Origin of the sequence: Nitrosomonas marina (assembly GCF_900110145.1) — a bacterium.
Classification (GTDB): domain Bacteria; phylum Pseudomonadota; class Gammaproteobacteria; order Burkholderiales; family Nitrosomonadaceae; genus Nitrosomonas; species Nitrosomonas marina.
The window spans coordinates 109,289-123,193 of the sequence record NZ_FOCP01000006.1 but is presented as its reverse complement, the minus strand read 5'-3'; the positions used below and the strand labels follow the sequence as shown (position 1 = coordinate 123,193).

Genomic DNA, 13,905 nt, shown 5'->3' with positions numbered 1-13,905 from the left:
TGTGCAATGATGTGCGATTGTGTGTGCTGGCAGTTGCAATATAACTTCCAGAATATATATCCGGCAAGCGGAGCGTTGTTAAAGAACGAGCCGATGGATGAGCCGCTGTCTGCTGTCTTCGTGCTGTTTGCGTGAATCGGGTCATTCGGGTCTGTAGAGTTGCCGGGCAAAGTGTCTGCCATAGTTGCGTGCGGGATTTTCCAGTGTATTGTACATGACAGCGGCAATACAAAGAGTACCCAGGATGGAACCTGTAAACAAAAGCATGCCGTCAAGTTGAAAAAAATGATTCAGTAAAGGGGGTATTGCATTGTGGAACAAATAAATACCGTAACTGAGATTTCCCAGAGCGCTTGCCAGCTGTGAGAGAGGCGCGTCGGCGCGGGCCGGGCTGAACAGCACGACGGCCGCGATGAGTATCAATTGATAACCCAGTGCGCATAACAGATTAAACTGACCGTAGGTCAGATCAGACATAGTGTCGCCGTGCGTAACAAAACCCTGTCCAAGCATGAATAGCAGGACCAGGCCTGCGACACCAAGAACCAGACCCGGCAACCGGGCGCACTTTCTACTTATTTGATATGCCAGTGTCCCCAGCAGGAACTCTGGAAGAATAGTCGGCAAATGATGGGATAGTACCAGTTGTGTGTGCGAATCGGCCGGCAGAAATTGATGTGCCATGAGCCCGGCCAGAAGCGAAAACCCAAACAGGAAAAGCATGATAAATGCTGTGCTGCGTATTCTGAGCAACACACATAAAGCGATAAGCATATAGAATTCCATTTCTACAGGGAGAGACCAGAATGCAGGGTTGTAATAAAAAGCAATTTCTTTGGAAACAGTGGTATGAAGAAACAGGGCGTGCTGCAGAATAATGCTGTTGTCCCAGGTTTTATGGGGTAATAGGGCGTAAAAAACAATCGCAGCCAGAAACAGCGGATAGATTCTGAAAACGCGCCTGATAGCAAATGCAGCCGCATTTTCCCGGGCTGGCGCAAGCAGTGTTGGAGCAAAAACAAATCCGCTGATGACGAAAAAAAAATCGACGCCGGTATAGAAAAAATTCAACCAGCCACGTTCAGTCCCCTGGAGTATCACGGCATAATGACACAGCATGACCATAACGGCGGCGACGCCTCGTAACAGTTCGATCGATATATTGATTCCCCGGGTTGGGTGGAAGTCATTCATAAAGCAAGTATCGAGATTTTCGAGCCGTTAGTCAGGTTCTGCTAATGAAAATCAGTGTCCCCGCACATCAGCCACCAGTGCAGACGCTGTTCTTCAATCTTTCGCTTGTAATCGGGCGTCACATATACGCCGGATATTTCCTGTGCGGTTTCGGGTACCGGCAGCTGTTGCAAAACTGCTGGAGTCATCCAGCTGAATAACCGCTTTCGGCCAGCGACTTTAGTGATACGCAGCGCAGTGCTCAGCAGGATTGGCAGTATATCAGGCGGCCCAAGCAGGTCCATGAGCTCCATATCGGAACCGGCGCCATGGTCGCGTAGTGTAAAAATGCCCACTGGTTTGCTTTTCCATCGTTTCGAAACGACATAGGTCATATAGGTGTGGCTCGGGTGCCGGTAGTAACGCCAGTTGAAAAAAGCGGCATCTTTCCGGGGTATCAGACAGTCCGGAAGTGTTGATTGCATGATGTGCCAGAGCGCATTCACCGTGGCTGAATCATGCGGACTCAGCGGTCTGGTTTTGAACCATGCGGATAAATAGGGCCGAACGCGCTTGGCTGGCCAGGTGGTTTCAAGAAACGTATCTGAGCGTGTGTACCATCCGGTTTTTTCGCCCAGCTTGGCATGCCGGTGCGAAGGAAAACCGAACGCAAAACGAAAAGGCTTGTCTGTGCCCGCCTGCTCGCTCAGAAAAGTATCGGCAGTCTGCATAAACGGACCTCTGCGTGTCAGAATGCCGCGCATTTGTGGTGCCACCATGACATCGCAGATTTGCACCGCCTTGATAACTTTGTCATTGAGACAGAATGTACGGGGCATGCCACCATAATAGGCAATGATTCCGTCTTCGGTATAAGCCAGCATGCCGGGTTTGTTTTGCCAGGCATATTTCCATTGCCAGAGCCCGTCCGGCATGGGGCGGCCAAATGCGGATTTGAACAGTGCGAGCAGTGCGTCCTGGTCCTGCTGCGCAGCCCAGCGGCACTGCCATTTTTTTTTGCGCTGATCGTCTGTCAGTATTTCCATGAAATCTGTCAAGGGTTGTCGTGTGGGAAATGCGTGTCTTTTTCCCAGCGGTGGGCCAGTCTGAAGTAACCCTGCAAACGGCCTTCCTGGTCAACCTGAAAAGTTGCAATGGCTTTTGCGGACTCATAAATATGAATGCCGCGCTCGCACAATAAATGTACGCTGACAAAATATTCGCCTTTCAGCAGGGGCAACTGATCAATCGTCAGACAGATGCCGCCGGTGCCATCCTGCTGGCGGGCCGGTGTGATATGGTCCTCCCAGGTTGCTGCGCTGGTGATGGTACGCGCATCCATACTGTGGATGGTGACGGCGATGTTCGGGCATGGTAGCCCAGGGTCCGATAAAAATGTGATTTGAACCGACAGCGTGGACTGGCCGCTGACGATGGGCGCGTTTTTGTAATCCTGGCCGTCAGCCAGTATTCTGACTGTATTGAGGCGGGCGCGCCCGGGAGAAAACTGAACGGATTCTGCCGGTGAAGGCGTTTTCCCGGCAGGCGGTGTTATTGTGACGGTTCCGCCGTTCTGGGTTGCCGCGCTTTTGTCCAGAAATGCCTGGTAATCAGCAACAACCCTGGCTGCTTCATCATCCGCCATCATTTTGCCCTGATCAATCCAGATGGCGCGAGAACACAATGATTCGACCTGAAACATGGAATGCGAACAGAACAAAATGGTTTTGCCGGCGTCGCGCAATTCCATGATGCGGTTGAAGGATTTGCGTGAAAACGCACCGTCTCCGACAGATAAGGCTTCGTCAATGACCAGAATTTCAGGATCTACATTGATTGCAACTGAAAAAGCCAGGCGCACAAACATGCCGCTGGAATACGTTTTGACAGGCTGGTCGATAAAATCGTGGATGCCTGAAAAATCGATAATACGGTCGATACGGTCTTCTATCTCCGACTGGCTCAGGCCCAGAATGGCTGCATTCATGTAAATGTTCTCACGCCCGGTAAATTCCGGGTTGAACCCGGCGCCGAGTTCAAGCAAAGCCGCAACGCGGCCTTCAACACTGATTTTTCCACTGGTTGGCGTGAGTGTGCCACAGACCAGCTGCAGCAATGTGGATTTGCCGGAGCCGTTCTGGCCCACAATACCGACAACCTCGCCGTGAGACACTGTCAGGTCGATATCATGCAGCGCCCACAATTCACGATAGTACTGCCGTCGGCCGCGCCACAAAAACTGTTTGAGCCGGTCGCGAGGGTTGTTGTACAGCTGATAACATTTGGAGAGGCCCGTTGCCTGTATCGCTGTTGCGAAATTTTTTTGTGAAGCTGCCGGGCCGGATGCAGCTTCTAAACCGGTATCACAAGACATCGCCAAAACCTTTGCGGGTTTTCTGAAACCATGCCAGGCCGCTCCACGCAACCAGAAAACCGACTGCATAATAAACGGCCATGCCCGTCCAGTCCGGTAATTGTCCGAACAGAACAACCGCGCGTGTCTGTTCTATGATAAATGTCAGCGGATTCAGGAACAAATAGGTGCGGACCGATTCCGGCAGGGCGGAGGCAGGATAAAAAATAGGACTCATAAATAACAGCATGGTCAGGACAAGACCGATGAATTGGCTAATGTCGCGGACAAAAACGCCGATAGATGCAAGGAACCAGGACAGCCCCATTGTCAGCAGTATGAAAGGGAGTATGACAACAGGCAGCAGCAGGGCCGTCCAGAACAGGGGTTGACCGATACATAATAAAAACGCAAACAGGACCAGAAAACTGATACAGGTGTGAAAAAGCGCTGCGCCCAGGGTAATCCAGGGGAGAATTTCCAGCGGAAAAATGATTCGTTTGACATAATTGACATTGTTCAGAATCAGTGCGGGTGCGCGAGTCATGCATTCGGAAAATAAATTGAATATGATCAGGCCGGCAAACAGGACCATGGCAAATTCGAATCTGTTGTCTGTGCCATCCGCAAGTTCCAGCCGGGCATTGAATACCACGCTAAAGACAAATGTGTAAATGGCCAGCATTAGTAATGGCGTGACAAAAGACCAGAGCAGGCCGAGGATCGAGCCGCGGTAACGGCTGATTATTTCGCGCCTGATCATTTGCAGTGCCAGTTGATAATGCTGTGTCAGGCATAAAAATATATCAAGAATTGTGATTTTTCTTCCGGGATGCAAGAGATATATAAAATGGTTGAATTGAAAAAAACAATTATCGCAGATTTGAAACCGGGCTTCGCAGGTTTGTTATTGCGGTATTATGTCAAGCAACTGCTGAATGCTGGCGTCATATCAATGCTGCCAGCTGCCGGCGTAACAGTAAGTTTAATAATGATTCTAAATATCATGGGTTTGTAATTGTTTTGGGATAATAATCACATTTTTCGTAACGTGTGTGGCGGGCAAAATAATCATTATTTCGGTGTGTTGTGTGACGGCTGGATTCAATGATCGCTGTGGCTTGTTCAGTGTTGTGGCGTGTAATCAGATAATTAGTTTTGAAATATAAACCGCTTTCTAATTTGATCGACCTGTCAAAAGATAATCAGTTACAGATTGTCAGGTTGTTGTAAAGATGCAACAACTAAAAATGGCGACTAGGGTATTTTACTTGCAAACTAGGCCGGTTTTGTGCAGAATTCAGCTTGACTCGGCTTATGGGTTAATATTGGCTATATAGTAATCTCATATTACAGAATTGTTACAAAGCTTTAACAGGCAGCTAATTAACAGAGAGGCAATATTGCTGATATAAATCCGAGGTCTGAATGATGGATTTAAAAGATAAGTGAAAAGCTTGCAAGTGATTTACTATCTATATTGAAGTAAATAATGTTTTTTAATTTTTTTAACAAGGGAGCTCCCATGGCTATATCTAGTGAAGACCAAACTAAACTTCTGAAAGGTGTTATAGGGCTTTTTGACGCTGCTGCAGGAATGGAGATCAACGCGCAGCTGGAAAATGCTGTCGATAATGGTTTGTCAATTCCTGAAGTGTTGAATATCCTGACCACCAAAACGGAATTTACGGACGGTGTAATGGGTTCTGCAACCACTTCAGCAGAACAGGCTGCCGTACTGGCCGGTAACTTTGGTTTGACGGCGGATGGCGTTGAGGGAAGCCCCGCAACGCAGGCAATTGATTTTTTTGAAGACGGTATTGATGCTGGTACTGAAATAGGCACGCTGGTGTACCAGGCAGTCGTTTACCTGATGCGTTCGGATCTGCCTGCAGAATTTGCTGAAACGGCGCAATTGCTGGATAACAAGGCGGCTGTAGCTGCAGCATACAATGCGGAAGCGTCAAGCTCCGATCTGGCGACCATGCAGGCCGTACTTGATGATCCACTGATCAACGGTTCCGGCCCTATTTCACAGGACGACATCGATCAGGTTCTGGCCAATGCAGGTGTCGGCATCCCTGACAGCTTTACCCTGACGAATCAGACCGATATTGCAACAGCGAATCATTTCGTATCCGGTCTGGTCTTCACACCGGGTGGTAACGATCGTATCAATGCACTGCAGGATGAGGACATCCTGACGGGCGCAGGTCCTAACCCAAGCCTGACCGCAACTCTGGGTAACGCAAACGATAACGGCGCTACAATTATTACCCCGACACTTATCGGTCTCGAAACACTGAATGCCTCATTCACAGGTTCAGGTGGTGGCGCGGTTACAGCACTGGATATGCAGGATTCCAACGGCCTGATGTCCGTTAATATCAACCGTGTATCACAAGCAGTCAATACTGCCGAGATCGGAAACATCGAAGATTCAACAGTCAACAATCTTGCCGTTAGAGACACCAACGCAAACGATGCCGGCATCGTAGAATTCTCCTACAGTGCAGGTACACTGGCTGGTGACAATTCAGTGTCTTTGGAAGTGGATAACGTTCAGGTTGCTGCGTTGAATATCGGTCAAAATACGTCCGGTATTGCAGCCAGAGGCGTGGGCACGCAGGGTTATGAAAACATTACCCTGAACAGCACCGGCGCAACGAACGCAATCGGTACGTTCAATATTCCAATGGATACCGGCACAGCCGGCGTGCTGACCATCACCGGTGATACCGATCTGACACTGGGCGCGTCAATCAATGCTGTCAACGTTAATAACAATACCCTGGTTGAGGTCGAAAATCTGTTTGTCGCGGGTACAGGTATTGCACAGGCTGGAAGCCGCATCGCGACAATCGATGCTTCTGCGCTGGACGGTAACTTCACCGTTGTGCTCGATAACATTCTGGATGTCGGCAAGGCCGGTACATCCAGTGTTGATCAGGATGTAACCGTTACCGGTGGTAACGGCGACGATACATTTGTGTTGTACGATGTGGTTCAAACAGGCGATACCATTGACGGTGGCGCCGGCGGCAACGACACATTGCTGTTCTACTCAGGTTCTGCCCTGAACAGCATGGCGGCCAATATCGATAACGCGAGCATGTTTGGTGATGGCTCAATTGGTAACCTCGCGGCTGATTTTGACAATCTGCCGGATGTGACAGCAGTATCGTTGAGAAACATCAGCACGGAACTCGCACCTAACGGAACATTCACCGATGCCGGTAGCGATCTGGACGCCGTACTTGAAAACCTGGCAAATGCGCCAGTGTCATTCACGCTGACAAATCTGACCGATACGCAGGCGACAGGTATCACCGTTCATCACGCAACCACAGCGAACAACCAGATTCAGAATACCATTATCAATGCAGCTGTTGCGAGTGACACCTCAGACGACACACTGGGTATTACGCTGAATGACGGTACCAACGTCGATCCACGCTTTAACTTCTCGATTGTGACAGCATTGCCAAGCAATCCGTCAGCGATTGAAAATGTAACACTGGGTGATGACGATACCGAGTCCAACTCGGTTGAGCTGACCAGCTTTGCAGCACATACCGGCACGGTTACCATCACCGGTGGTGAAGCGGGTGACTTCTTTAACCTTGACGTTGATACAGCAGGCGCGGACCTTACTGCGGTTCGTGATGGCGGTACAAACGTCGCTGGCGCTACGGCCGATACCGGTGAAGTTCAGCAAGGTCTGCTTGGCCTGGATACAGACGGAACCGCGGTTGATGCAACAGCAGGACACTTCTTCGATGTCAGCGGCGTAGCGACACAGGTCAGACTGGGTGCGGCGACCATCGACGCAAGCGGTTCGGCAGCTGATGTAATTCTGCGTGTTGGCACCAATGCAGCGTCTCCGGTCGGTGCGCAGGATATTTCAACAGGTACGGGTGACGATACGGTAATCTTTGATAACCTCAACGGTACCCGTGCAGGCCTGACCATCTCTGACAGCGTTAATGCAGGCGATGGCGATGACACGCTGGTGATCGATGGTACCGGTGTACGTATTTCACTGGGCGCGTCTGAATGGACCAATGTCAGCAATTTCGAACACCTGCAGATCATTGGAACAAGTGCTGCTCCGGTTTCTACATTGCTGGGACAGAACGCATACAACCTGACATTGACCAACGACCTGATTCAGGCCAACGGTGGCGGCATGTTGAACATCATCAACGACAACGATGCCAACAACGACCAGTCTGGTGTTTCAACCGGAACATTCTGGCTCGATACGGCTGGCACAGGTGCGGAGTCGGGTGTAACCATTGATGCACGTACGCTGAACGCGCAAAACCACTTTACCTACAACGGTGAAGAAGGTGCGACCAGAACAGCTGACCGCTTCATGTTCACCGATGCCAACATCAACGGTGGCAACACCATCGATGGTGGCGCGGTCGACAATCTGTCCGACACCAACAGTGCTGCTAACGGCGACATCATGGAAGTACGCAATACCGCGACGGTTACGGCTGGCGATATGCAAGGCCTGTCCAATATCGGTAATATTGCCGGTGTGAACGACCAGGCCGTAGCGCAAACGCTGGATCTCGAACTGACCGACGCTGTTATTGATTCACTGGTAGACAGCTATCACACGGCAACGACACTGGAAGTTGAGACAGTTAACGTCCGTCTGAATGCAGCGGCAGATATCGCTGCGCCAGTTGCAGGCATGGGGCTGACGCTGGATGCAACAGGCATGTCTGGTAAAACAGCGGCAAATGTAACACTAGATGCAGGCTTTGCTGTTACAGACACGATTAAGATTGGTCAAGGCCTGTTGACGGTTAACAATTTTGTGATCGGTGGTGAAGACAGAGTTCAACTGTCAGTCAGCGAATTTGGTCTGACGCTGGACGCTGACGACATCGGCTTTATCGCGGGTACCGACAACAACGTTGACGGCACGAACATCCTGTTCGGCGGTGCCGGTGCAGTGGCGCTGGCTCCAACGGATCGCATCATCTTTGAAGATGATCTTGCTGATACCAACATCTATTTCGATGCTGACGGTAACGGTGCAGGTGCGCAGGTACTGGTAGCAACGATTGTAGGCGGTACGGGTCTGGTAGCAGCCGATGTTGATATCGTAGCCTAAGTAAATCCAGAAGGTGGGCACGTAAGTGTGTCCATCCGAAATCTGATATGACAAAAAACCGCCCTGATAAGAATCAGGGCGGTTTTTTTATATGAAACATTTACCTTAAAAAATTGAAAATCGAGAAAGTTGTAGCCGAGTTCCGTTTTGTTATGGATCTGAACCGTTAGCGCGTGCCAAAGAATGATATCTTCGGGTTAAGCAAAACAATTAGCGGTAATGTTTCATAAGCAGGAAAACGTTTCATGATCCTGTATGTACAATTAAGGTGTATGTCTGCGACCGAAGTTGTAGTTACGACAAATACCTACCTGGAAAATTTTCCAGGATTGGTCTTAAGCTGGGGTGCAAGTAGTTTCTTGTCTGTCTGTGTGCAATAACCGGTGTACCGATATCGAGAAATGCATCTCATGCCATGCCATATCGTTGCCGGTACTGCAGTATGGGTTCCAGATAACAGCTATATTCGGAGTTTGTTTGAAGAAAATCGGTCAGATCATTTAGACTGATGATACTGATGACCGGAATGTCGTGCGTCTGCCGGACTTCCTGTGCAGCGGACAATTCGTTTGTGCCGCGCTCCATGCGGTCGAGTGCAATGGCTACACCGCAGGGTTTGGCGCGCGCCATAGAAATCAGGTCGACAGATTCACGTACCGATGTGCCGGCGGAAATGACATCGTCGACTATCAGGACACGGCCTTTGAGCGGCGCGCCGATCAAGTCGCCGCCTTCACCATGATCTTTGATCTCTTTGCGGTTAAAACAGTACGGATAAGTATATCCCATCTCGGCAAGAGCGATGGAGATGGCGCTGACCAGTGGAATGCCTTTGTAGGCGGGTCCGAACAGCATATCAAAAGGTACTTCAGCAGCAAGGATAGCTTTCGCGTAAAATTGCCCCAACTGGCGCAAGGCGTCGCCGTCGTTAAACAGGCCGGCATTAAAAAAATACGGGGAGAGACGACCTGCCTTGGTTTTATATTCGCCAAAGCATAATACCTTGCGTTCAATAGCGAATTCGATAAATGCTTGTCTGAAATCGGACATAATTCAATACAGTATATAAAATGCAGATTATAACGCTGAATGTTAATGGTGTGCGTGCCGCTGCCAGAAAAGGTTTTTATCAATGGCTGCCACAACAGTCGGCAGACATTGTTTGTATACAGGAGCTCAAGGCGCAGCTACAGGATTTAAGCGATGATATTCTCGCGCCGGATGGTTATCACGGTTTTTTTCATTGTGCACTGAAAAAGGGGTATAGCGGCGTAGGCATCTATAGCCGTTTTGAGCCTGACAGGGTGGTCGAAGGTATCGGGGTTGAGGAGATTGACCAGGAAGGCCGTTATCTGCAGGCCGATTTTGGAAACTTAAGTGTTATCTCGCTATACCTGCCGTCCGGCTCGAGCGGCGATCACCGACAGGCCTCGAAGTTTTTCTTTCTGGACACTTTTTTTCCAATTTTGCAGGAAATGATCAATAGCGGACGCGATATTATTTTGTGCGGGGACTGGAATATTGCGCATAAAGAAATTGATTTGAAAAACTGGCGCGCCAATAAGAAAAATTCAGGGTTTCTGCCCGAAGAACGGGAATGGTTGTCGCGCGTTTTCGACGAAATCGGTTATGTAGATGTATTTCGCAGACTGAACCCTGCGCCGGATCAGTATACCTGGTGGTCGAACCGCGGTCAGGCCTGGGCCAACAATGTCGGCTGGCGTATCGATTATCAGATCGCCACGCCTGCTGTCGCCGGAAAAGCAATTGAAGCCGACATATATAAGGAGTCCCGCTTCTCGGACCATGCGCCATTGATTATCCGTTACGACGCACTGTGATGAAATCCGCCGGAAAACCAAGCTGGATCGATACACTCAGTATTTATACTCGCCCGCGTGTGCTGGGCATGCTGTCGCTGGGTTTCTCAGCCGGACTGCCGTTGCTGCTGATACTCGGCACCCTGTCGTTCTGGCTGCGCGAAGCGGGCATTGACCGTACGACAATCGGTCACCTGAGCTGGGTCGGGCTGGCTTACAGTTTCAAATGGCTGTGGTCGCCTCTGGTTGACCGTATGCCGCTGCCGCTGTTGTCCCGTATGCTGGGTCGGCGACGCGCCTGGCTGTTGTTGTCGCAGTGCGTTATTATGCTGGCGCTGGTCGGAATGGCGTTGACCGATCCTGTCGTCAATCTGTCTCACATGGTTTTTTTTGCATTGGCGGTTGCATTTGCGTCAGCGACTCAGGACATTGCGCTCGACGCGTATCGCATCGAAGCGGTTGCGCTGGAGCTGCAGGGTGCCATGGCCGCAACTTATCAGGCCGGTTATCGGGTGGCGATGATTCTGGCATCCGCCGGTGTTTTGTGGATAGCCGCGGCCGTGGACTCTTCTGCAGCCAGTTATGATTATATGCCCTGGCGTTTTGCTTATCTGGTCATGGCCTGCTGTATGAGCGTCGGCATCGTAACGACTTTGATTATCCGGGAACCGGACGTGCCGGTAAACACGCTGTTGTCTGAAAATGAGCAGTACGCACAGCGAATCATTGCCGGCTGGGATCTTAATATCCGGCTGGCACGCATGCTGGTGTGGCTGTATGGCGCCTTAATCGCACCGTTCAGGGATTTCATAGTGCGTCACGGCAGGCAGGCACTGCTGATTCTCGCGCTGATTGCGCTGTACCGAATTTCTGATGTCGTCATGGGTGTGATGAGTAATCCGTTTTATGTCGACATGGGGTATACCAAGGATGAAGTGGCCACGGTGTCAAAAGTTTACGGCGTGTTGATGACTATTCTGGGCGCAGCTGTGGGCGGGTTACTGATTGCGCGAATCGGGATCATGCGCACGCTGTTTATCGGCGCAGTGTTGTCGGCGGTAACCAATCTGCTGTTTGTCTGGCTCGCCGGACGCGGCCATGATGTCAGCGGGCTGGTGTTCACTATTTCAGCGGATAATCTGTCAGCCGGTATCGCTTCCAGCGCATTTATCGCCTATCTTTCGGGTCTGACGAATACTGCTTATTCGGCTACGCAATATGCCTTGTTCAGTTCGGTTATGCTGTTGTTGCCTAAATTTGTTGCAGGATTCAGTGGCCAGTTTGTCGATGCGTTCGGTTACGAGGCTTTTTTTATTACAACCGCGTTACTCGGTGTGCCCGTGCTGGTGCTGGTCAGGCTGGCCGGAAAAGCGCGGTTTGAGCCGCAGGTGGAAGCGCCACCGGAAATACCGGTGTCCCGGCAGACGAATAAATCATAAGTGTGGCCTATGACTTTGTTCAACTGGACAAAGCGATTCGTGATCGCTCACCCTCGTTCAAACCGGTAAAACGCCAGCTTGCCAAGCAGATTCGGCAGCAGTTCGATCTGGCGGTCACCGTTCATGACGCGGCGTTCAAGGATTTTTGCATTGCACTGGTGACACAGTTCTTCAAAGTCGCCTAGCGTGCAAAGATGAATGTTGGGGGTGTCATACCAGCGGTAAGGCAGAGACTCCGAGACGGGCATATGGCCGCGGATTACCTGCATACGGTTTTTCCAGTAGCCAAAATTCGGGAACGATACAATGCCTTCCCTGCCGACGCGCAGCATTTCCTGAATAATTTCGGCGGTATGTTTCATGGCCTGCAGTGTTTGCGACAGAATAACATAATCGAATGAATCGTTAGCGAAGCTGGACAGCCCGGACTCCAGGTCGTTCTGGATTACATTAATACCGTTTTGTAAACAGCCCAGGACATTTTGGTCGTCAATTTCAACGCCATAGCCGAAAATATTGCGCTCCTGATGCAAATATTTAAGCAGCGAGCCGTCGCCACAACCCAGATCGAGAATTTTGGCTCCCGGTTTGATCCAGTTTGCAATGGCAGCGAAATCAGGCCGCCATGCGACTGCTGCGGGAAGTGTTGTTTCGTTGATAGCCATGATTTCCTGCGGTTAAACCTCGATATTTTTCATGTATGTGCGCACCAGCTGGTGATAGTAGGCATCGTTCATTAAAAAGGAATCATGCCCGTGCGTCGATGTGATTTCGCCGTAACTGACATTGATATTGTTATCCAGCAGTGCCTCGACGATATCCCGTGAACGCTCAGGTGAAAAACGCCAGTCTGTAGTGAATGACAGTACCAGGAAGCTGGCCCGGGCTGCTTTGAATGCTGCTATCAGATCACCGTTATAGGCGTTGGCGGGATCAAAATAATCCAGTGCCTTGGTCATTAACAGATAGCTGTTGGCGTCGAACAGATCGGTAAATTTGTCTCCCTGGTAACGCAAATATGATTCGATTTCGAATTCGACATCATATCCGAATGAGAATTTTCCGTCCCTGAGTTCGCGCCCGAATTTGGACGCCATTGAATGATCCGAAAGATAAGTAATGTGTCCCAGCATGCGTGCCAGCCGCAATCCACGTCGGGGCAGGGTGTTGTAGGAATAATAGTCGCCGCCGTAATAATCCTGGTCTGTCAGTATCGCCTGGCGGGCGACATCGTTAAATGCGATATTCTGGGCGGTGAGTTTTGCTGCGGCTGCGATAACCAGTGCATGGCGTACTTTATCAGGATAATCGAGCGTCCACTGCAGCGCCTGCATACCACCCAGACTGCCGCCAACAACAGCGGCAAATTGATGAATGCCGAGGTGCTCTGCGAGCTGCGCCTGGGTTTCGACCCAGTCTTCAACGGTGACAATCGGAAAATTTGCGCCGTAATGTTTGCCTGTTCTGGCGTCAATACTGGCTGGTCCGGTAGAACCGTGACAGCCGCCCAGATTATTCATGCCGATGACAAAGAACTTGTCGGTATCAATGGGTTTGCCCGGTCCGACCATATTGTCCCACCATCCTGTACTTTTTGGCTTGTCTTCATAGACACCGGCCACATGATGGTTACCGGAAAGCGCGTGGCATACCAGAACAGCATTTGAGCGCTCGGCATTGAGCGTGCCGTAGGTTTCGTATACCAGATTGTAGCTGCTGATTACCGTACCACTTTTCAATTCGAGTGGTTTGTCGATATGCACATACTGTGGCGTTACGATACCGACTGAGTTTGATTCGGGCATTTATTTATAAACAAAAAATACAAAAATTCAAAAAGGGACGACCAGATTAGAACTGAACATTATAGCGCCAATAAATGCGAATAGACTAGTGTTCAGGCCTGCATTGGCCGCGTAACACCAGAAATCTCTGCTTAGAAATACGGGACGTTAATAATATTTGCAGAAGGGGTAAAGTGAGTGC

At 50.2% G+C, this 13,905-nt stretch carries 11 protein-coding genes; 4 read left to right on the top strand and 7 right to left on the bottom strand.

Annotated elements, in window-relative coordinates:
• Nucleotides 1–141: 141 nt before the first annotated feature.
• The 4 genes from BMX44_RS06050 to BMX44_RS06035 are packed head-to-tail and all read right to left on the bottom strand — an operon-like array spanning nucleotide 142 to nucleotide 4,289.
• Nucleotides 142–1,194 carry an acyltransferase family protein gene (locus BMX44_RS06050; protein ID WP_090629524.1) on the bottom strand — a complete coding sequence of 351 codons (1,053 nt, stop codon included), beginning with the start codon at nucleotides 1,192–1,194 and terminating at the stop codon, nucleotides 142–144.
• A 41-nt stretch (nucleotides 1,195–1,235) separates the two neighbouring features.
• The gene (locus BMX44_RS06045; protein WP_090629520.1) at nucleotides 1,236–2,219 is read right to left on the bottom strand and encodes a GNAT family N-acetyltransferase; all 984 of its coding nucleotides are present in this window, start codon (nucleotides 2,217–2,219) and stop codon (nucleotides 1,236–1,238) included.
• A gap of 8 nt (nucleotides 2,220–2,227) precedes the next feature.
• Complete coding sequence (locus BMX44_RS06040; protein WP_090629517.1) at nucleotides 2,228–3,547, bottom strand: ABC transporter ATP-binding protein; 1,320 nt, start codon at nucleotides 3,545–3,547, stop codon at nucleotides 2,228–2,230.
• Nucleotides 3,537–4,289 (bottom strand): ABC transporter permease, encoded by a 753-nt coding sequence (locus BMX44_RS06035; RefSeq protein WP_090629737.1) that lies wholly within the window; start codon nucleotides 4,287–4,289, stop codon nucleotides 3,537–3,539. The genes BMX44_RS06040 and BMX44_RS06035 overlap by 11 nt, the downstream gene beginning before the upstream one ends.
• Nucleotides 4,290–4,376: 87 nt before the next feature.
• Here BMX44_RS06035 and BMX44_RS16770 point away from each other — a divergent pair, with 87 nt between their 5' ends.
• Both BMX44_RS16770 and BMX44_RS06025 read left to right on the top strand, forming a co-directional pair.
• Complete coding sequence (locus BMX44_RS16770; protein ID WP_177167689.1) at nucleotides 4,377–4,544, top strand: hypothetical protein; 168 nt, start codon at nucleotides 4,377–4,379, stop codon at nucleotides 4,542–4,544.
• A 507-nt stretch (nucleotides 4,545–5,051) separates the two neighbouring features.
• Entirely contained in the window at nucleotides 5,052–8,660 is a 3,609-nt protein-coding gene (locus BMX44_RS06025) for a beta strand repeat-containing protein (protein ID WP_143056894.1), read from the top strand.
• A gap of 408 nt (nucleotides 8,661–9,068) precedes the next feature.
• On the opposite strand, the gene pyrE is transcribed toward BMX44_RS06025, so the two are convergent.
• Nucleotides 9,069–9,710: an orotate phosphoribosyltransferase gene (gene pyrE / locus BMX44_RS06020; protein WP_090629504.1), complete on the bottom strand. Its 642-nt coding sequence runs from the start codon at nucleotides 9,708–9,710 to the stop codon at nucleotides 9,069–9,071.
• 20 nt (nucleotides 9,711–9,730) lie between these two features.
• On the opposite strand from pyrE, the gene BMX44_RS06015 reads away from it, so the two are divergent.
• Complete coding sequence (locus tag BMX44_RS06015) at nucleotides 9,731–10,501, top strand: exodeoxyribonuclease III (RefSeq protein WP_090629500.1); 771 nt, start codon at nucleotides 9,731–9,733, stop codon at nucleotides 10,499–10,501.
• On the top strand, nucleotides 10,501–11,919 hold the full coding sequence (locus BMX44_RS06010; protein WP_090629497.1) for an AmpG family muropeptide MFS transporter: 1,419 nt from the start codon (nucleotides 10,501–10,503) through the stop codon (nucleotides 11,917–11,919). Before BMX44_RS06015 ends, BMX44_RS06010 begins: the two co-directional genes overlap by 1 nt.
• A 47-nt stretch (nucleotides 11,920–11,966) precedes the next feature.
• Here the strand turns inward: BMX44_RS06010 and metW are convergent, their stop codons facing one another.
• Together metW and metX are read right to left on the bottom strand one after the other, a co-directional pair.
• A complete protein-coding gene (gene metW, locus BMX44_RS06005) occupies nucleotides 11,967–12,584 on the bottom strand; it encodes a methionine biosynthesis protein MetW (protein WP_090629494.1) in 618 nt (205 codons plus the stop codon).
• Nucleotides 12,585–12,596: 12 nt separating this feature from the next.
• A complete protein-coding gene (gene metX / locus BMX44_RS06000; RefSeq protein ID WP_090629491.1) occupies nucleotides 12,597–13,724 on the bottom strand; it encodes a homoserine O-succinyltransferase MetX in 1,128 nt (375 codons plus the stop codon).
• Nucleotides 13,725–13,905: the final 181 nt, after the last annotated feature.

What these genes read in the sequence shown, in the direction of transcription:
- BMX44_RS06050 (WP_090629524.1), bottom strand. Translation starts at nt 1,194, where the DNA reads ATGAATGACTTCCACCCAACCCGGGGAATCAATATATCGATCGAACTG.
- BMX44_RS06045 (WP_090629520.1), bottom strand. Translation starts at nt 2,219, where the DNA reads ATGGAAATACTGACAGACGATCAGCGCAAAAAAAAATGGCAGTGCCGC.
- BMX44_RS06040 (WP_090629517.1), bottom strand. Translation starts at nt 3,547, where the DNA reads ATGTCTTGTGATACCGGTTTAGAAGCTGCATCCGGCCCGGCAGCTTCA.
- BMX44_RS06035 (WP_090629737.1), bottom strand. Translation starts at nt 4,289, where the DNA reads ATGATCAGGCGCGAAATAATCAGCCGTTACCGCGGCTCGATCCTCGGC.
- BMX44_RS16770 (WP_177167689.1), top strand. Translation starts at nt 4,377, where the DNA reads ATGGTTGAATTGAAAAAAACAATTATCGCAGATTTGAAACCGGGCTTC.
- BMX44_RS06025 (WP_143056894.1), top strand. Translation starts at nt 5,052, where the DNA reads ATGGCTATATCTAGTGAAGACCAAACTAAACTTCTGAAAGGTGTTATA.
- pyrE (WP_090629504.1), bottom strand. Translation starts at nt 9,710, where the DNA reads ATGTCCGATTTCAGACAAGCATTTATCGAATTCGCTATTGAACGCAAG.
- BMX44_RS06015 (WP_090629500.1), top strand. Translation starts at nt 9,731, where the DNA reads ATGCAGATTATAACGCTGAATGTTAATGGTGTGCGTGCCGCTGCCAGA.
- BMX44_RS06010 (WP_090629497.1), top strand. Translation starts at nt 10,501, where the DNA reads ATGAAATCCGCCGGAAAACCAAGCTGGATCGATACACTCAGTATTTAT.
- metW (WP_090629494.1), bottom strand. Translation starts at nt 12,584, where the DNA reads ATGGCTATCAACGAAACAACACTTCCCGCAGCAGTCGCATGGCGGCCT.
- metX (WP_090629491.1), bottom strand. Translation starts at nt 13,724, where the DNA reads ATGCCCGAATCAAACTCAGTCGGTATCGTAACGCCACAGTATGTGCAT.